Origin of the sequence: Burkholderia sp. RF7-non_BP4, from assembly GCF_001521935.1 — a bacterium.
In the GTDB taxonomy this organism is placed as follows: Bacteria; Pseudomonadota; Gammaproteobacteria; order Burkholderiales; family Burkholderiaceae; genus Burkholderia; species Burkholderia diffusa.
This window is the reverse complement of record NZ_LOTA01000007.1, coordinates 220,200-237,139: the sequence shown is the minus strand read 5'-3', so window position 1 is coordinate 237,139 and position 16,940 is coordinate 220,200. Positions and strand designations below refer to the sequence as shown.

Genomic DNA, 16,940 nt, shown 5'->3' with positions numbered 1-16,940 from the left:
GGGCCACCACCGACAGCTTAAAAGCCAGGCTGTAGTCCCGTTGCGTCCGCTTGATCCCTTGTTCCAATTGCCACCTCCTCGTCTCGGCGAAAAAGTGTCAACCTATTTCAGGACGGGTCAGCCGAAAAACAAAAAGCCCGGCGTTGAGCCGGGCTTTTTGCATGAATCGGGACGTTGGTTGCGGGGGTAGGATTTGAACCTACGACCTTCGGGTTATGAGCCCGACGAGCTGCCAGACTGCTCCACCCCGCGTCCGTCGAAGAAATGAATTATATGGACTAACCAGAATGCTTGCAAGCACTTTCTGACAATCGCGTCGCAATCGCCGGCGGGGCGCTTGCAGGGCCGGTGCGGCAGGCGCGTGAGCTAGAATCGAGCGGTTTGCTTGTGTCGTTCATTCCTGCAGCGGAGTCGCGCGCGAATTGCGTCGGTGCCGTTGCAACACTCACTACTGCATCGACGGATTCATGGACATCGCTCACGATCTGCAATCGATCGGCGCGCAGGAACAGGCGCTCGTGTTTCCCCATTTCGACCCGGCTCGTGCCTGGGCGCTCGGCAACCGGATGCATGCGCTCGCGACGTCGCGCGGCCATGCGATCGCGATCGACATCGTCACGTTCGGCCAGCCGCTGTTCTATGCGGCGCTCGCCGGTGCGACGCCCGACAACGCCGACTGGGTGCGCCGCAAGCGCAACGTCGTCGCGCATTTCCGCCGCAGCTCGTATGCGATCGGCCTGCGCATGCAGCAGGCCGGCGCCACGCTCGCCGACAAGCACGGACTGCCGATCTCGGAATATTCGCCGCACGGCGGCGCGTTTCCGCTGACCGTCGCGGGGGCCGGCGTGATCGGCTCGATCACCGCATCGGGCCTGCCGCAGCGCGCGGATCACGAGTTCGTCGTCGAAGCACTGTGCGCCGAGCTTGGGCAGAACTATGCCGTGCTGGCACTTGCAAGGAGCTGAGCGATGCAGCTTCCGGGTTACGCATGGCTCGCGATCGCGATCGTCGCGGAAGTGGTCGGCACGTCCGCGCTGCGCGCGGCGGACGGCTTCACGCGCTTCTGGCCGTCGGCGCTCGTCGTGGCCGGTTACGGCATCGCGTTCTACTGTCTGTCCCTCACGTTGCGCACGATGCCCGTCGGCATCATCTATGCGGTGTGGTCGGGTGCCGGCATCGTGCTGATCACGCTCGTCGCGATGCTGCTCTATCGCCAGGTGCCGGATCTGCCGGCCGTGATCGGCCTCGGGCTGATCGTCTCGGGCGTCGTGGTGCTGAACCTGTTCTCGAAGATGCAGGCGCACTGAGCGTGCGCCCGCGATACGCCGGATGGCTCACATGACCGATTCCATTTCCGCTTCCGCGGAATCCGCCCAGCCCGACGTGCGCGCGTATGTCGCGAACCGCATCGGCTATCTCGAACTGAACCGGCCGAAGGCGCTGAATGCGCTGTCGGTGGGAATGATCCGGCTGATGCAGCAGGCGCTCGATGCATGGCGCGACGACGCCGACGTGGTCGCCGTCGTCGTGCACAGCCCGCATCCTCGCGCGTTCTGCGCGGGCGGCGACGTGCGCTTCTTCCACGACGCGTGGCAGCGCGGCGACCGCGATGCGGTCGACACGTTCTTCATCGAGGAATACACGCTCAACCATACGATCTTCACCTATCCGAAACCGTACATCGCGTTGATGCACGGTGTCGTGATGGGCGGCGGCATGGGCATTTCGCAGGCGGCGCGGCATACGGGCGGCCTGCGTGTGGTCACCGACTCGACGAAGATGGCGATGCCCGAAACGCGCATCGGCCTGTTCCCCGATGTCGGGATGGGCTGGTTCCTCGCGCGCGCGCCGGGTGCGACCGGCCGCTATCTCGCGGTGACCGGCGCGACGCTCGACGCGGCCGGCGCACTGTATGCCCAGCTCGCCGACGTGTACCTGCCCGACGCCGCGCTGCCGGCACTGCTCGATACGCTGCGCAGCGCACGCATCGACAGCGGCGCGCAGGCCGTCGCGTGCGTGGCCGACGCGGCCGCGTCGCACAAGGTCGTGCCGACGCCCGACACGTCCGCGCTGGCCGACGCGCGCGCCGGGATCGATCGTCATTTCGCGCGAGCCGATATCGGCGCGATCCTCGCATCGCTCGACGCCGAGCAGGATTGCGCCGCGGTCGACGGATGGGTCGAGAAGGCGACCCATGCGATGCGCGGCCAACTGTCGCCGCTGTCGATGGCCGTGTCGCTTGAAGTCGTCGAACGGGCGCGCGGGGCGACAATGGCCGATTGCCTGCGGCGCGACCTCGACCTCACGCGTTCGACGTTCGCGCACGGCGACGTGATCGAGGGCGTGCGCGCGCTGATCGTCGACAAGGACCATCAGCCGGCCTGGCGCTTCAAGTCGATCGCCGATATCGACCGCGCCGATGTGCTCGCGATGTTCGACAGCCCGTGGACGCCCGACATGCATCCGCTGCGCAATCTGAAGGACTGACGCACCGCGGTTTCGACGCGAAAAGCAAAAAGGCCGCCTGCATTGTGTGCAGGCGGCCTTTTCATTCGAGGATGCCGATCCGCCTTGGCGGGCAGTGAGGCGGAGGCCTCGCGGCAGGGCGTGCGTTATTCGTCGCCGGCGTCGTCCGACATGAACGCGCGCATGAACACGAGCGCGCCGAAGCCCCAGACCGCGTTCGCTGCGAAACCGGCGGCGAGCACCGGCATCATGTTGCCCGACGGCCAGATCCCGCGCAGCGGATCGATCGCGAACACGCGGGCGGCCGTCAGCACGATGCCGCCGAACACCAGCGCGCCGATCCACGGCGCTTCACGATCCGGCGTCACGCGCAGCAGCCACGCCATCGGAATTGCGCAGCACGCGCTGATCAATGCGTTCGCAACAAATTCAGGAATGCCGAGTGGCGCGAACGGTTGCGTGGAAAACCCGGCGGCGGCGATCAGGTCGGCCGTATGCAGGAGCGCGAGCGTCGCTTCGCGAAAGAAGAGGGCGGCCAGGAAGCCGGACAGGAACGGCAGGATGACTTTCTGCATCGATGAGTGCATTGCAGGCGCGGCCGGCCGGGGCCGTCCGCGCGAAGTTATTCGGATAGGTGCGTCATTATAGGGCCCGGCCGACGCGATATTCGCTGGAGCGTCGTGCTAATCACGAAAGCGGAAAACCTAAGCTCAAAAAAATCGTTCCAAAGCCCTGCAGCGATCCATAGACTGATTTCCCAGAAACAGCCGTGCAATCGCGTACTCGCCCGCGGCACGGCCTGACCGGCGAGCCATCCCGATTCGAACGCACACCGTGCATGCGTCGCTCATTCGCGACGCGAGCAGGGCCTCGTTTTGTCCAGATTCCGGCAAGAACAGTCAAGCAGGAGCAGCAGATGAATGTTTTCTGGTTTATTCCCACGCACGGCGACAGCCGCTACCTCGGCACCGCCGAAGGCGCGCGCGCCGCGGATTACGATTATTTCAAGCAGATCGCCGTCGCGGCCGACACGCTCGGCTATGAAGGCGTGCTGCTGCCGACCGGCCGTTCCTGCGAGGATGCGTGGGTCGTCGCGTCGAGCCTGATTCCGGCGACGCAGCGCCTGAAGTTCCTGGTCGCCGTGCGTCCCGGCATCGCATCGCCCGGCCTCTCGGCGCGGATGGCCGCGACGTTCGACCGTCTGTCGGGCGGGCGTCTGCTGATCAACGTCGTGACCGGTGGCGATGCCGCCGAGCTCGAAGGCGACGGACTGTTCGCCGACCACGACACGCGCTACGAAATCACCGACGACTTCCTGAACATCTGGCGCGGGCTGCTGTCCGCATCGCACGACAACGGCGGGTTCGACTACATCGGCAAGCACCTTCAATCGAAGGGTGGCAAGGCGCTGTATCCGCCCGTGCAGCGCCCACATCCGCCGTTGTGGTTCGGCGGATCGTCGCCGGCCGCGCACGCGATCGCCGCCGATCACATCGACACCTATCTGACCTGGGGCGAGCCGCCCGAGGCCGTCGCGAAGAAGATCGCCGACATCCGCGCCCGCGCCGAGGCGCGCGGCCGCAAGATCAAGTTCGGTATCCGCCTGCACGTGATCGTGCGCGAGACCGAGGACGAAGCCTGGCGCGATGCCGAGCGCCTGATCAGCCGCCTCGACGACGAGACGATCGCGCGTGCGCAGAAGGCCTTCGCGAACATGGATTCGGAAGGCCAGCGCCGGATGGCCGCGCTGCACGGCGGCAAGCGCGGCGGCCGCGAGGCGCTCGAGGTGTATCCCAACCTGTGGGCCGGTGTCGGTCTCGTGCGCGGCGGCGCGGGTACCGCGCTCGTCGGCAACCCCGAGCAGGTCGCGGAACGCATGCGCGAATACGCGGATCTCGGCATCGAGACGTTCATCCTGTCCGGCTATCCGCACCTCGAGGAGTCGTACCGTTTCGCCGAGCTCGTGTTCCCGCTGATCAAGGGCAAGGGTGCGGTGCGGTCGTCCGGTCCGCTGTCGGGTCCGTTCGGCGAGATCGTCGGCAACAACTACCTGCCGAAGGCGAGCCAGAGCTGAACGAAGGAGGCGTGTGATGACAACGAAAACGTCGACGACCGGCGCGGCCGTGGCCGCCCGCGCCTGGCGCGGCATCGCGCCGTGGCTCGTGCCGCTCGCGCTGCTGGCCGCATGGGAGGTCGGCGCGCGCGTCGGCTGGCTGTCGACCCGCGTGCTGCCCGAGCCGGTTGCGGTCGTGCGTGCCGCGTGGTCGCTCGTGACGTCGGGCGAGATGTGGGCGAACGTCAAGGTCAGTACCTGGCGCGCGCTGTTCGGCTTTGCGATCGGCGGCGGCGTCGGCCTGGCGCTCGGGCTCGCGACCGGCTTGTCGAAAGCAGCGGAGGTCGCGCTCGATTCGACGATCCAGATGATCCGCAACATTCCCGCGCTCGCGATGATTCCGCTCGTGATCCTGTGGTTCGGCATCGACGAGAAGGCGAAGCTGTTTCTCGTCGCGCTCGGCGTGTTCTTTCCGGTCTACATCAACACGTATCACGGGATCCGCTCGGTCGACGCGAACCTGATCGAGATGGCGAAGAGTTACGGCGTGCGCGGCTTCGCGCTGTATCGCGACGTGATCCTGCCCGGCGCATTGCCGTCGATTCTCGTCGGCGTGCGCTTCGCGCTCGGGCTGATGTGGGTGATGTTGATCGTCGCGGAAACGATCTCCGCGCAGTCGGGCATCGGCTACATGTCGATGAACGCGCGCGAATTCCTGCAAACCGATGTGGTGGTAGTCGGCATCCTGCTGTATGCGGTGCTCGGCAAGCTGGCCGACGTGCTGGCGAAATGGATCGAGCGCGTGACGCTGCGCTGGCACCCCGCTTATCAATCTGGAGCAAAGGCATGAATGCGACGACTTCGGCGGCCGCCTACGGCCCGCTCGCCGGCGCAGACCTCGAGGCCGAACTGGCGCAGGCACGCGTGACGGACGACGACGCACGTCATGCGGCGATCGTCGATCGGGACGGCGGCGCATCCGTCGTTCCGCTTGCCCGGCGGCGCACGGGCGGCCCGATACAGGACGACGCGGTGACGCTGTCGGGCGTCAGCAAGCGCTTCGGCGCGCGCACCGTGCTCGACAACGTCGAACTCGGCATCGCGCGCGGCAGCTTCGTCGCGATCGTCGGTCGCAGCGGCTGCGGGAAATCCACGCTGCTGCGCCTCGTCGCGGGACTCGAGGCGCCGAGCAGCGGTGCGCTCGTGACGCGCGGCGAGGGGGGCGGCACGCTCGACACGCGAATCATGTACCAGGATGCGCGATTGCTGCCGTGGAAGACCGTGCTGCAGAACGTGATGCTGGGCCTGGGGCGCGGGGCACGCGATCGGGCGCGCGCGGTGCTCGACGAAGTCGGGCTCCTCGAGCGCGCGAACGACTGGCCCGCGCAGTTGTCGGGCGGCCAGCGGCAGCGTGTCGCGCTCGCCCGGGCGCTCGTGCACCGACCGCAACTGCTGCTGCTCGACGAGCCGCTCGGTGCGCTCGACGCGCTGACTCGTATCGAGATGCATGCGCTGATCGAGCGTTTGTGGCGCGAGCACCGGTTCACCGCGCTGCTCGTCACGCACGACGTGCAGGAAGCCGTCGCCCTCGGCGACCGGATCCTGTTGATCGAGCAAGGTCGCGTCGCTCTCGATCAGCCGGTGCCGCTCGACCGGCCGCGTGCACGCGCGTCGGCCGCGTTCGCGGCGCTCGAAGATCGCGTACTGCAACGCGTGCTCGCCGGCGGGCAAGGTGGCGCCGAGCAGGACGCGGCACATGAGGTCGATCACGTACGACCGGTCGGGCAGATTCGCTGGGCCGTTTAACTCCGGGCGGCACCGGCCGCCCGCTCTCAGACTTTTTTCTTCGGAGCGATCAACCCGATGAGCATCACTGCAATCAACGTGCGTAACCAGTTCAAAGGCAAGGTGAAGGAGATCATTCGCGGGCCCGTGGTCTCCGAGGTCGACGTCGAGACGCCGTTCGGCATCGTCACGTCGGTGATCACGACGCGTTCGGTCGACGAACTTGAACTGAAGGTGGGCGCGGAAGTCGTCGCGCTCGTGAAATCCACCGAAGTGTCGATCGCGCGCCTCTGAGCGTGTCTCCGATGCCGGGCGCCGCGGACGGGCCATCCGGCCATCCGTCGCGCCCGGCATTTTCGTCGCGCGTTTGCCTCGGTATTCGCCGTCCGGACGAAGTGCTAGGATGGAACGACACCGACGCCGGAGGCCAACGCATGACCCCCATCCTTTCTCCCGAAGCCATCGAGGCGCTGAAGTGGATCGACCAGTTCGGCGACACCCGGCCGGTTCCCGCCGCGTTCGACGACGTTGTCTATGCGTTGCTGAACGAAGGGCTGATCTATCAGGCGGCGGCCGACCGCGTCGACCTGACCGCCGACGGCAAATCCGTTTTGTCTAACGAATACGATTGAGCGCACGGCGCCGGCCGCCGAGGCGGCCCGGCGTGCGTCGCCACGGAGCGAGCGATGGAACCGAGAGGCAGCGATCTCGGCGATTTCAGCGAGCCGTACCGCGGCTACGAGATCGAGGTGAAGACCGAGCAGGTGTGGGACGGCGAGCATGCGCACTACCGCGTGCTGCAGGGCGCGGCCGTGCGGATTGACTGGCGGCTCGTGAAAGTCGACGGGATGCTGCTGACCGAACGCCGCGTGATCGAGCGCGTACTCGAGGAGGCGCGGCGGGCCGTCGACGCCGAACTGGGCGAGGGCGGGCCGGTCTAGTCAGGCTGCCGGGCCGGCCTGGTCGCGTTGCGGTAAAATCTCGGGTTGTTTCCCGCGCCGCTTGCTGCCCCGAATTCCATGTCCGCTTCGTCCTCGCTTCCTCCCCGCCGCGTTTCCGTGGCGCCCATGCTCGACTGGACCGACCGTCATTGCCGGTCGTTTCATCGCACGCTGACGCGCGACACGTGGCTGTATACGGAAATGATCACGACGGGCGCGCTGCTGTTCGGCGACGCCCAGCGGCATCTCGCGTTCACGCCGAACGAATCGCCGGTCGCGCTGCAGCTGGGCGGCAGCGAACGGGACGATCTCGCGCGTGCCGCGAAACTCGGTGAGCAGTGGGGCTATGACGAGATCAACCTGAATTGCGGCTGTCCGTCCGAGCGCGTGCAGCGCGGTGCGTTCGGCGCGTGCCTGATGAACGAGCCGCAACTCGTTGCCGATTGCGTGAAGGCGATGCGCGATGTGGTGTCGGTGCCGGTCACGGTCAAGCATCGGATCGGGGTCGACGCGGTCGAGGACTATGCGTTCGTGCGGGACTTCGTCGGCACGGTGGCTGAGTCCGGCTGCGAGACGTTCGTCGTGCACGCGCGCAACGCGATCCTGAAGGGACTGTCTCCGAAGGAGAACCGCGAGATCCCGCCGCTCAAGTACGACTATGCGTATCAGCTGAAGCGCGATTTCCCGTCGCTGGAGATCGTGATCAATGGCGGGATCAAGACGCTCGACGAAGTCGCGCAGCATCTCGAACATGTGGACGGCGTGATGCTCGGCCGCGAGGCATATCACAACCCGTACGTGCTCGCGGGCGTCGATGCGCGCTTCTATGGATCGACAGCGGCGATGCCGACGCGCGAGGAGGCTGAGGCGAAACTGATCGAATACTGTGCGGCGGAACTGAAGCGCGGCACGTATCTCGGCGCGATCGTCCGGCACGCACTCGGGCTGTATCGCGGCGTCGCGGGTGCACGCGGCTGGCGTCGCGTGCTGTCGGACAACAAGAAGCTCGCGCGCGGCGATCTGGCGGTGTTCGACGAGGCGCGCACGCATCTGAACGACGCTCTCGAAAATTTTGAAAAAAATGCTTTGCAAGACGGAAAAGTCTTCGTATAATCTTGTTCTTCGCTGCTGAACACGAAACGAAACAGCGAAGAAACAAAGCAGTATCAGTGGTGGCTGTAGCTCAGTTGGTAGAGTCCAGGATTGTGATTCCTGTTGTCGTGGGTTCGAGTCCCATCAGCCACCCCACCGAATGCATTAACAAAACAGGCGCTTAGGCGCCTGTTTTGCTTTGCGGGGAAACTCGGGGACAATAGCGTCGATTCGAGCCTCGCGCTCTCTAGAGCGTTCTGCTCGCCATCCATTTCGCGTACGTTGTCAGGAACATCCCGATGCTGTGCCCGAGCTGTTTCGCGCAAAAGGCTGAAGTCGTTCCTGCCATCAGCATTGCCGTCGCGTAGCGATGCCGCATGTTGTAGGCCGGCGGTAGCGCATTCCGAGCCGTTTCAGAATCGGTGTCCAGAAACTTCGCCGGAATGCGCGCTCGTCTTCCCAACGGATGTTGTACCGCGGATCATGAAAGATTGCGGCGCCGGCGATCTGAGTGAATCAGTGCTGGCGGATCAATACGGCCAAGGCCCGACTGTTTAGGCGAACCGTGGTCGTCGCGACGATCGCGTACATCGGGCTGCAGGCGTACTATCGCCGCCGACGTAATCACGTGGATGAACCCGACTCCGTAGAGGCAGAGCTTTTTGTCGCAAAGAACTGTTTTATCGAGCGCAACGGTTGCGTGACTCGCCAACTTGATGACGTGAGAAGTGCGTTCCTCTCGCGCTCGAGTTCAGCGATTCGCTGTGAGGCTGCGACAACTTGCCTGCTGAGACAATCCCGTTCAGCTGCGAGCGAAGAGAGTTGCTGTCGAAGCTGATTCGAGTTGACATCTACCGCCGCGGCGCGTGCCTCGGAATCAGCTGCAATGCGATGCGCCTCAGCGAGCACGTGTGCAGCGCGATCGAGAGTTGAAAGTCGCGCGATAAGATCGGACCGGTCGAATCCCGCAACGAGATTCGGGAATCGGAATTGGAGGGTGTGCTCGTAGCCCACAACGTACGCGTCGTTTTCCGAGGTCAGATCTAGATAACGCGTACCATCGACGGCATATACGTAAGGGAAGATGCGCAGAAGTCGCTCGCGAAACTCCGGATAGGTGATGCGCCGGAACATATTGAGGCAGAAGTGGTTCATTTCTAGCACAACACGCGGCTTGAAGCGCTGCAGCGTCTCGCGACCACCTTCGAATACGTCGAGTTCGAATCCTTCCACGTCGATCTTAATAAAATCAATGCGGTCAAGTCCAAGCGAGGGGAATGCTTCGTCGAGTGTGCGCACCGGGACTTCAACTTGGAAATACCCGGCATTGGCGATTTGAAATTGATTGGCGACGAACGCGCCAGCTGAATCTCCTTCGGAGCCTTGCATGGGCACTGTTCCAGCCTGACTGCCGAGAGCGAAACTCTGTATTGCCACGTTGGAAAGCATGCCAACGTTCTTGGACAGATTCGCGAGTGTGCGCGGCACCGGCTCGAACGCGACTACTTTACCTTCACCGACTATCTGCGAAAGTGCGAGCGCAGTACAGCCGATATTGGCACCTATATCAAGCACCTGTGCGCCGTTGTCACACAGGACCGCGAGCATTGACACAAGCTGCGGTTCGAACGGGTCTGTCGGCTTTGCGATATAGCTGTCGTTCTCGTTGCCTTGGACGAGCCATCGCCGTCCGCCAATGCCAACACTGCGTCCATAGATGTCTCTCGAAAGAAATCGTTTGTGGACTGCCGTTGAAGCCGCTCGAAAGTATAACCTCAACACTGCCTCAAGCCGCCTCAAGGCGGCTTTTTCATTGCGGGCAATCGATGACGAGCGATCTCGCGGCGAGCGCTGCGAAGGTGGCGCACACAGTAGGCTGCAATTTCTGGCTGTGGCTGATCATCCACAGCGTCAATCGGTGGGTAGCCGTCGCGACGATCGCGTACGTCGGGCTGCAGGCGTACTACGTGGTCAAGAGCAGTGGGAAGAGGGTATTGCTCGACGAGACAACTGGATCGACCTGCAAATTGTCGGAATAGGCCAGCGACTTGGCGTGAATCACCAACGCTTAACATGCTTACATTCGTGTAATGTAATGACTTCCTCGTGCCCTCAGCTTTGCAGGGCCGTTCGGTCCCGACGACCCGGAAGGCGTCGGGACATTTTTTTGCCTACATGGCCATCGTGCGACATCGCTCGCGACGCATGATTGCCGCACTTTCCCGGCCTCCATTACGCAATGATGAGCGACCTGCGCATGCCGGCAACCCGAACCGTCACGCTGCGCAGCGCGACGTCACATGATGCGGAGCACATCGCTCGCGTGTGTACGTTGAACTGACAGAGCGCACATGGCCGTATCCTTCCGGCGGCATATTTGTCACGACCCGTTCCGCACAGGATCGGGCGTCGCGTCCTTTATTCGCCGCAATACCGCACGAGCAAATCCGCCTCCGTTTCATGCACCTCGACCGGCAGGCTCGTCGCCCCGGCATACGCCAGATAGCGCGCGCGATGCTGACCGTTCCGGAACGACGCGACGCCGACTTTCGACAGGCCCGGGATGCCTAGCAGCGTCCGCGTTCTCGTCTCGCGAAAGGTGATGAAGGGCATCTCGGGAATACGGGGTCCGGCCGGGTCGAGGAAAGCGCGGATGCCGGCGGCCTTGCCGGGCGCCCAGTATTCAACCGAAGGCAGTACATAGTCGGTCGTGTCGCGATCGGCGCAGGCGAGCAGCTTCGTCAGGTCGACCGTCACGACGCGATGGCGCGAGTCGTCGGAGGCGAATACCCGCTTGAGATGCGTGGAGGCATAGGCGGCATGTCCCGAAAGCGGGATGATCCAGACATCGACACCATCATGTTGTGCCCGTGCGAGTGACATTGTTTCCTTGGATGTGGCAAGCGATTATTGTGGCCGGAGTGTAGCAGCGCGACCGGACGGCCATGTATTTTCAGTCGAGGTCAAAAGCTCGCGAGAAGATCGCGATACTGCCTGCCGGAATGACTTGCAGCCCCGAATTCACACAAGATTCACGCAGCGCGTGACGCCGGCCTGGCGCGGCGCATCATAAGAACCGAGAGGGCGGATTGGCCGGAGAAAGTCATGTACCGGTACTTGAGATCGAATATCTCGATTACCGCTTCACGGCGACACTCGAAACGCGGGAAACGGGGCGGGTCGCCGTGCTCGACCGTTTCCTGAAACGCAACGATTTCGCTGACGAGGACGACGCACGCGCCAATATCGTCGACTGGCGGAGCAGTTGGTCAGCCGAAAGGGCGCGTCGCTCGTCGTCATGATCGCCGCACCGGCCGCCGGCCGTGCCGTGACGTGCCGCAAGCGGCACCAGGCACGCGAGCTTTCCGCTTGAAAGGGTGAGTTGCCGCACAGACGGTCGCACGGGCCACGATCACAATCTGGCCGGTTGACCGTTCTACCCCGGCCCGGTCAACCATTTCCCCGCTCGCTCGCGCAGGAGCGGGGCTTTTTCCCCGCACGACGCATGCAAGCCCCGTCGGCGGAAACGGACAGGCGTTCGGCAGGCGGCGTCTCGCGCCACGGCATCCGTTCGCCTGATCCGCATGAATCGCTTTCCTCGTGCCTGGGCGGTTGCCTGGGCCCGTCGCCGGTTACGGCCGGCGATGCCTTGGTCCCGGCGGCGCGCCGTCGCGCTGCCGGGATGCTTTTTGTACCGAACCCGTCAAGGTCCGACACGCGCGCAACGCGCGTGCCGGCGGAGTCAGCCCGCCTGCTCGACGCTGGTTTCCCAGCCGTCGTATTCGCCGCCGAGCGAGCGCACCTCGCGATTGATCTCGAGCGTATGGTGCGTGATGTCGGCCAGCGCCATCGTGCCTTCGTGCGCAAACCGCACGGCCGATTTGCCGTCTTCGGTCGGCGCGACCGATTCGACCAGATAGCCTTTCGACTCGGCCCAGTCGGCGAACTGGTGCGCATCGCTCGGTTCCGGGAAATAAGCCCAGTGCATCACGCGCCGGCTCACGTCGCTCACGTCGCCTTTCTGCCGCAGCGCCTCGAGCACGCGCATGTCGCGCATCAGTTGCCAGTCGTCGTCGGTCGGGTAGAGCGTGCGCCAGTACGTTTCCTTGTCCGGATCGTCCTGGAATGCGTACTGAAGCGCGTAGGTCGTGCGCTCGGCGAGCGAGTCGACGATCTCGCCCGCGGTTTCCTCGTCGAACGGCACGTAGAACAGGAAATCCTGATTGCCGTCGACCGTGATGCGGCCGACCTGCACGCCGTTTTTCGCGGTCACTGCGGCGTCCAGCAGATCTTCGATGTTCGTGAGACCGGCGAACTCGTCGCTGCTCGGCAGGCCGTCGGGTGTCGGATGCTCGAGCGCGACACGCACGCTGAGCAGCGACGTGCGCGGATCGCTTTCGGCGATTTCCGCAAAGCCGTGATTGAAGCTGATGAAGGCCTGATGGTCGCCCATTCTGGCAGGGAAGGTTCCCCAGGCGTCGGTCATGTGTTTCTCCCGTGCACGATTGTCTGTTGACGGTTGCAAAGCGTCCCAATGTATCATCGAAAATCGCGTTGGCCGAAGCCGCGTGCGGGGTGATCGTGCGTCAGGCTGGCCTGGTGGCGGTCGAACCCGCGGGCTGTCGCGCCATCGTCGGCTTCCGTCGTCCGGCGTTCGTCCGGCCGCAACCGTTTCGAAGGAGATCCCGATGTCGATGTTCGCGGTGAATGGTGTCCGAATCGACGTGCGTAGCGCACGTGTGACGCACGTGCGCTGGGCGGCTGTCAATCCGGCGGACCGGTCGTGGGCGGCGACGCCGAGCGAGGCGTCGGTGGCGGAAGTTGCGCGCGCGCTTGCGGCCGGCGACGACGTTCGCGCCGTATTCGACGAAGCGGACGGGACGGCAGTGGGGCCGAGACTGAAGCGCGTGCTTTATCGCGACGCGTCGGAAGGGATCGAACTCGACATCGATGCGACGAACGAGTCGCGTACGCTGCGTGACCTTCCGCAGATCTGAGAAAAAAATATCCGCAGGCGTGTCGATTTCCGTCGAGTTCGTCCGTCGTGGCATCGGAGGCGTGCGCATCGTGCGTCCGTCCCGATTTCCGATTCGATAACCGACTGAAGGAGCGACACCCATGGCCACGTCCGTCAACCCGATCCCGGAAGGGATGCGCACGCTGACCCCGCATCTGATCTGCGCCGGCGCAGCCGCCGCCATCGACTTCTACAAGCGTGCGTTCAACGCGACCGAGCGGTTTCGCCTGCCGACCCCGGACGGCCGGCTCGCGCACGCGTGCCTTGCAATCGGCGATTCGACGCTGATGCTCGTCGATGAAATGCCGGAGCACGGCGCACTCGGGCCGAAGACGCTGAACGGCACGCCGGTCTGCCTCCACCTGTTCGTACCGGACACCGATGCGGCGATCGCGCAGGCCGTCGCGGCCGGCGCGACCGTCAGAATGCCGGCCACCGATATGTTCTGGGGCGATCGCTACGGCCAGGTAGAGGACCCGTTCGGCCATCGCTGGTCGATCGCGACCCACCAGCGCGACTTGACGCCCGAGCAGATCGCGGAAGCGATGGCGAGTGCGCCGCCGTGCGGAAGCTGACCGAACGGCGCATATCGGACCCAGCGCGGCTGGCGGCAGCGGCGGAGGCGCGTATCGGCGAGCGGTTGATCCGCGCTCAGGCGCCGGCGGCTTTGCCGCGCTGCTTGTCCTCGTACATGCGGCGATCGGCCGATTCGAGCAGGTCGGCTACCGCGCGGTGTTGCGCGGGATCGTATGCGACGTAGCCGACACTGAACCGGATCGCATAGCCGCGTGCGTCGGCCGCGTTGCGCAGCGCGAGCGCCTGCGTGACGCGCTCGATCGGCTCGCCGACGTCGGCCGGATCGCTGGCGCTCAACAGCACGACGAATTCGTCGCCGCCGAGTCGGGCGATCACGTCGCTGTCGCGCAGCGCACCGGTCAACGTGTCCGCGAAGGCCATGAGCGCGCGGTCGCCTTCGGCATGGCCGAAGCGGTCGTTGATCGCCTTGAAGTCGTTCAGGTCGAAGAACAGCAGTACCGCGTGCCGGCCCATGCGCTCGCACAGGCTCAGCACGTGGCGCGCGAGAATCTCGAAGCCGCGGCGGTTCGTCAGTTGGGTCAGTTCGTCGGTCGTCGCGAGATGCAGCGCCGCGATTTCGCGTTCGGTCATATGCGCGAGATCACCGAGCAGCGCGAGTTCGTCGACGGAGAGGTCGCGCGGCCGCGTGTCGATCAGGCACAGCGTGCCGACGGGTGCGCCGTTCGGCGCGGCAAGCGGCCGGCCCGCATAGAAGCGGATGCCGGGCTGGCCGGTGACGAGCGGATTGTCGTGGAAGCGATCGTCGTTGCGCGCGTCCTGGATCACCATCGTTTCGTCCGCGAGCAGCGCATGTGCGCAGAACGAGACGTCGCGCGAGGTCTGCGTGGCGTCGAGACCCGAATGACTCTTGAACCACTGGCGATTCTTGTCGACGAGGCTGACGAGTGCGATCGGAACGTCGAACAGCCGGCGCGCGAGGCGCGTGAGGCGGTCGAACCGTTCTTCCGGTGGCGTGTCGAGGATCGACAACGAATGAAGCGTCTCGAGCCGGGCCGCCTCGTCGACCGGTTTGGAAGCAATCTGCATTGGCCTTTGTCTCTGGTCCCGGCTGCGGAGCCGGTCATCGATCGTCTGGATGTCGCTCGGCGCGTGCGAAAGCCGTCGGCGCATGCTTGCCGAACTCGCCGCGCACGCCGAACAGTATCGCGCATTCGTCATCGCGCTGCACGCCGTGTTGTGCGGCGTTGCCATGGCGATGCGACGCGAACGCTTCGCATGTCATGCGTCGCTGCGGGACAAGCAATTCGATGCCCGGCGGCTCAAGCTCTCCGGTGCGATGCCGTAAACAGGGCAAGATCAATCGCTCATCCACCGCACCATGGTTCGAATTCTCTACGCGGGGTATCTCGCGTTGGCGCTGTATCTGCTCTATCCGATGATTCAGAACCCGCTGACCTTCAGTACGGACTGCGTACTCGGTGCGCTGCCGGGCGGGACTCGCGATCGACCGAAGCCTTCGGCCAGCGATGCGCATGCGCATGCGAGCCGGTGTGCCGCGACCACGCAGATCGCGGAGCGGGCGGCCGACATCCACTGATTTCATCCACCGATTTCACCGATCGCGGCGCCGTCGCGCCCGGTGTGCAGGCCATTCGGCCAGGTTGACCGGCATGCACTATGCACCGATCATCGACGACATGACGGCGCGAATGCACGCAACGATGCGCGTCGGCCGCGCCGCACGCGAAGGGCGCGTGGCGATCGCATGCGCGAAGGGTCAGTACGACGAGCGGTACGGCGTACCCTGGTCGAAGCGGCTTTGCCAATGCGCAAGGTAGCGCGACGCGAGTTGCGGATTGTTCCAGACCACGACGACGTTTTCGGAATTGCGGCTGGCTGCCGAGGCACTGTAGTTGAACGAGCCCGTCTCGACGTGCTCGGCATCGACCACGACATACTTGTCGTGGTGGATCGCATAGGCGTCGATCGTGCGTGTCGGAATGCCCGCGTTGACGAGCAGGTTGAGTGCCTGCTTGCTGCTCTTCGCGCGATTGCCCTTGTCGTCCACGACGACCGCGACATTCACGCCGCGCCGCTTCGCGGCGAGCAGCGCGCGGGTGACAGGCGGCGACGTGAACGAGTAGGCGGCCACGCGAATCGAGGTGCGCGCGGCGCCGATTGCCTTCAGGACGAGCGCCTCGGCACCGCCATCGGGCGAGAACGCAGATTCGACGACCTGCGTGGCGGGCGCCTCATGGGTCGGGGCCGGCAGAAGTTGCGCGATGAAGTCGATCGCTTGCTGCAGCAGCGATTCGGATTGCGTCTTGCCGAAGGCGGCGAAGGGCGTGGCGAGCAGGGAAGCGGCGAGGCAGGCAGCAGCGAGGCGTTGGCGCGACAACATCTTGGACAGCGAATGGTTTTGAGACAGCGGGCCGTGAGTGTAACGCAGACACGGCGGCGCGGCCACGCCCGGATGCGAATGCGCGACATCGTGTGATGGTCCGGCGCGATCGACGTGATGAAGTTCATCGTGTGCGGCACTGCCATGCGCGCACGCCCCTCGCTACGCGCCATGCGTCAGTCGGCCGCCTCGCGTGCGATCCATCCGGGACCGGGCTCCGGATGCACGTCGTGCGCATCGAGCGGCTCGCCGCATGCCGAGCACACCGCGACCGCATGCATCAACTGACCGCAGGTTCGATGACGCAATTGCACCGGCGGCCCCTGGCCGTCGTCCTTCCAGCGATCGCCCCATGTCATCAGCGCGAGCAGGGCCGGGTAGAGGTCGAGGCCTTTTTCCGTCAACCGGTATTCGAAACGCGGCGGGCGCTCCTGATACGCGCGCTTGACCAGCACGCCTTCGTCGACGAGACGCGCGAGCCGCTCGGCCAGAACGTGGCGCGTGAGGCCCAGTTGCATCTGGAACGCATCGAAGCGGCGGCAGCCAAGAAACGCGTTGCGCAGGATCAGCATGGTCCACCGATCGCCGAGCACGGCGAGCGTGCGCGCGACCGAACAGTTCAGCGTGCCGATGTCATCCCATTTCATG

24 protein-coding genes and 2 tRNA genes are annotated in these 16,940 nt (G+C 64.7%); 18 read left to right on the top strand and 8 right to left on the bottom strand.

Features of this window, described 5'->3' with window-relative positions; genetic code table 11:
• A partial coding sequence (locus WS49_RS35825; RefSeq protein ID WP_218921274.1) for a hypothetical protein occupies window positions 1-190 on the top strand: 190 nt, incomplete at its 5' end.
• Here WS49_RS35825 and WS49_RS03570 read toward each other — a convergent pair.
• Window positions 176-252 (bottom strand) — tRNA-Met (locus WS49_RS03570). The genes WS49_RS35825 and WS49_RS03570 overlap by 15 nt on opposite strands.
• A gap of 215 nt (window positions 253-467) precedes the next feature.
• On the opposite strand from WS49_RS03570, the gene WS49_RS03565 reads away from it, so the two are divergent.
• From WS49_RS03565 to WS49_RS03555, 3 genes are read left to right on the top strand one after another with little or no spacing between them, the layout of a single operon-like run.
• Window positions 468-965 carry a heme-degrading domain-containing protein gene (locus WS49_RS03565; RefSeq protein WP_059524536.1) on the top strand — a complete coding sequence of 166 codons (498 nt, stop codon included), beginning with the start codon at window positions 468-470 and terminating at the stop codon, window positions 963-965.
• A gap of 3 nt (window positions 966-968) precedes the next feature.
• Window positions 969-1,307 carry a DMT family transporter gene (locus WS49_RS03560; RefSeq protein WP_014897159.1) on the top strand — a complete coding sequence of 113 codons (339 nt, stop codon included), beginning with the start codon at window positions 969-971 and terminating at the stop codon, window positions 1,305-1,307.
• 31 nt (window positions 1,308-1,338) lie between these two features.
• On the top strand, window positions 1,339-2,487 hold the full coding sequence (locus WS49_RS03555; RefSeq protein WP_059524534.1) for an enoyl-CoA hydratase/isomerase family protein: 1,149 nt from the start codon (window positions 1,339-1,341) through the stop codon (window positions 2,485-2,487).
• Between the two features lie 125 nt (window positions 2,488-2,612).
• Here WS49_RS03555 and WS49_RS03550 read toward each other — a convergent pair whose 3' ends face one another.
• Window positions 2,613-3,041: a hypothetical protein gene (locus tag WS49_RS03550; protein ID WP_059524561.1), complete on the bottom strand. Its 429-nt coding sequence runs from the start codon at window positions 3,039-3,041 to the stop codon at window positions 2,613-2,615.
• Between the two features lie 341 nt (window positions 3,042-3,382).
• Between WS49_RS03550 and ssuD the strand changes: the two genes are divergently transcribed.
• The 8 genes from ssuD (at window position 3,383) to WS49_RS03510 (ending at window position 8,493) form a co-directional block, all read left to right on the top strand.
• Window positions 3,383-4,540: an FMNH2-dependent alkanesulfonate monooxygenase gene (gene ssuD / locus WS49_RS03545; RefSeq protein WP_059524532.1), complete on the top strand. Its 1,158-nt coding sequence runs from the start codon at window positions 3,383-3,385 to the stop codon at window positions 4,538-4,540.
• 16 nt (window positions 4,541-4,556) lie between these two features.
• Window positions 4,557-5,369, top strand: a complete 813-nt coding sequence (ssuC, locus tag WS49_RS03540; RefSeq protein WP_059524530.1) for an aliphatic sulfonate ABC transporter permease SsuC — start codon at window positions 4,557-4,559, stop codon at window positions 5,367-5,369.
• On the top strand, window positions 5,366-6,325 hold the full coding sequence (locus tag WS49_RS03535; RefSeq protein ID WP_059524528.1) for an ATP-binding cassette domain-containing protein: 960 nt from the start codon (window positions 5,366-5,368) through the stop codon (window positions 6,323-6,325). Before ssuC ends, WS49_RS03535 begins: the two co-directional genes overlap by 4 nt.
• Before the next feature lie 57 nt (window positions 6,326-6,382).
• Window positions 6,383-6,598 (top strand): TOBE domain-containing protein, encoded by a 216-nt coding sequence (locus tag WS49_RS03530; RefSeq protein WP_006400187.1) that lies wholly within the window; start codon window positions 6,383-6,385, stop codon window positions 6,596-6,598.
• Window positions 6,599-6,738: 140 nt separating this feature from the next.
• The gene (locus tag WS49_RS03525) at window positions 6,739-6,936 is read left to right on the top strand and encodes a hypothetical protein (RefSeq protein ID WP_059467585.1); all 198 of its coding nucleotides are present in this window, start codon (window positions 6,739-6,741) and stop codon (window positions 6,934-6,936) included.
• 54 nt (window positions 6,937-6,990) lie between these two features.
• The gene (locus tag WS49_RS03520; protein ID WP_059524526.1) at window positions 6,991-7,245 is read left to right on the top strand and encodes a hypothetical protein; all 255 of its coding nucleotides are present in this window, start codon (window positions 6,991-6,993) and stop codon (window positions 7,243-7,245) included.
• A gap of 126 nt (window positions 7,246-7,371) precedes the next feature.
• Window positions 7,372-8,358, top strand: a complete 987-nt coding sequence (gene dusA / locus WS49_RS03515; RefSeq protein WP_059524523.1) for a tRNA dihydrouridine(20/20a) synthase DusA — start codon at window positions 7,372-7,374, stop codon at window positions 8,356-8,358.
• A 59-nt stretch (window positions 8,359-8,417) separates the two neighbouring features.
• Window positions 8,418-8,493: transfer RNA gene (locus WS49_RS03510), tRNA-His, on the top strand.
• A 468-nt stretch (window positions 8,494-8,961) separates the two neighbouring features.
• Here the strand turns inward: WS49_RS03510 and WS49_RS03505 are convergent.
• Window positions 8,962-9,945, bottom strand: a complete 984-nt coding sequence (locus WS49_RS03505; protein WP_059524521.1) for an FkbM family methyltransferase — start codon at window positions 9,943-9,945, stop codon at window positions 8,962-8,964.
• Between the two features lie 251 nt (window positions 9,946-10,196).
• Here WS49_RS03505 and WS49_RS03500 point away from each other — a divergent pair, with 251 nt between their 5' ends.
• Window positions 10,197-10,376: a hypothetical protein gene (locus WS49_RS03500; RefSeq protein WP_257127745.1), complete on the top strand. Its 180-nt coding sequence runs from the start codon at window positions 10,197-10,199 to the stop codon at window positions 10,374-10,376.
• 379 nt (window positions 10,377-10,755) lie between these two features.
• On the opposite strand, the gene WS49_RS03495 is transcribed toward WS49_RS03500, so the two are convergent.
• Entirely contained in the window at window positions 10,756-11,220 is a 465-nt protein-coding gene (locus WS49_RS03495) for a plasmid fertility inhibition factor family protein (protein ID WP_059524518.1), read from the bottom strand.
• Between the two features lie 206 nt (window positions 11,221-11,426).
• Here WS49_RS03495 and WS49_RS34695 point away from each other — a divergent pair, with 206 nt between their 5' ends.
• Window positions 11,427-11,639: a hypothetical protein gene (locus WS49_RS34695; protein WP_156441324.1), complete on the top strand. Its 213-nt coding sequence runs from the start codon at window positions 11,427-11,429 to the stop codon at window positions 11,637-11,639.
• Window positions 11,640-12,079: 440 nt separating this feature from the next.
• Here WS49_RS34695 and WS49_RS03490 read toward each other — a convergent pair whose 3' ends face one another.
• Window positions 12,080-12,823 carry a DUF695 domain-containing protein gene (locus WS49_RS03490; protein WP_059524516.1) on the bottom strand — a complete coding sequence of 248 codons (744 nt, stop codon included), beginning with the start codon at window positions 12,821-12,823 and terminating at the stop codon, window positions 12,080-12,082.
• A 202-nt stretch (window positions 12,824-13,025) separates the two neighbouring features.
• On the opposite strand from WS49_RS03490, the gene WS49_RS03485 reads away from it, so the two are divergent.
• A complete protein-coding gene (locus tag WS49_RS03485; RefSeq protein ID WP_059524514.1) occupies window positions 13,026-13,334 on the top strand; it encodes a hypothetical protein in 309 nt (102 codons plus the stop codon).
• A 121-nt stretch (window positions 13,335-13,455) separates the two neighbouring features.
• On the top strand, window positions 13,456-13,929 hold the full coding sequence (locus WS49_RS03480) for a VOC family protein (RefSeq protein ID WP_059524512.1): 474 nt from the start codon (window positions 13,456-13,458) through the stop codon (window positions 13,927-13,929).
• Between the two features lie 76 nt (window positions 13,930-14,005).
• Here the strand turns inward: WS49_RS03480 and WS49_RS03475 are convergent, their stop codons facing one another.
• Window positions 14,006-14,977 carry a GGDEF domain-containing protein gene (locus tag WS49_RS03475; protein WP_059524510.1) on the bottom strand — a complete coding sequence of 324 codons (972 nt, stop codon included), beginning with the start codon at window positions 14,975-14,977 and terminating at the stop codon, window positions 14,006-14,008.
• Between the two features lie 49 nt (window positions 14,978-15,026).
• On the opposite strand from WS49_RS03475, the gene WS49_RS03470 reads away from it, so the two are divergent.
• Both WS49_RS03470 and WS49_RS03465 read left to right on the top strand, forming a co-directional pair.
• Window positions 15,027-15,236 (top strand): hypothetical protein, encoded by a 210-nt coding sequence (locus tag WS49_RS03470; RefSeq protein WP_059524509.1) that lies wholly within the window; start codon window positions 15,027-15,029, stop codon window positions 15,234-15,236.
• Between the two features lie 33 nt (window positions 15,237-15,269).
• Window positions 15,270-15,488 carry a hypothetical protein gene (locus WS49_RS03465; protein WP_059524507.1) on the top strand — a complete coding sequence of 73 codons (219 nt, stop codon included), beginning with the start codon at window positions 15,270-15,272 and terminating at the stop codon, window positions 15,486-15,488.
• A 180-nt stretch (window positions 15,489-15,668) separates the two neighbouring features.
• Here the strand turns inward: WS49_RS03465 and WS49_RS03460 are convergent, their stop codons facing one another.
• Together WS49_RS03460 and WS49_RS03455 are read right to left on the bottom strand one after the other, a co-directional pair.
• Entirely contained in the window at window positions 15,669-16,292 is a 624-nt protein-coding gene (locus tag WS49_RS03460; RefSeq protein ID WP_059524505.1) for a phospholipase D family nuclease, read from the bottom strand.
• Between the two features lie 176 nt (window positions 16,293-16,468).
• Complete coding sequence (locus WS49_RS03455; protein WP_059524503.1) at window positions 16,469-16,939, bottom strand: winged helix-turn-helix transcriptional regulator; 471 nt, start codon at window positions 16,937-16,939, stop codon at window positions 16,469-16,471.
• Between the last annotated feature and the right edge of the window lies 1 nt (window position 16,940).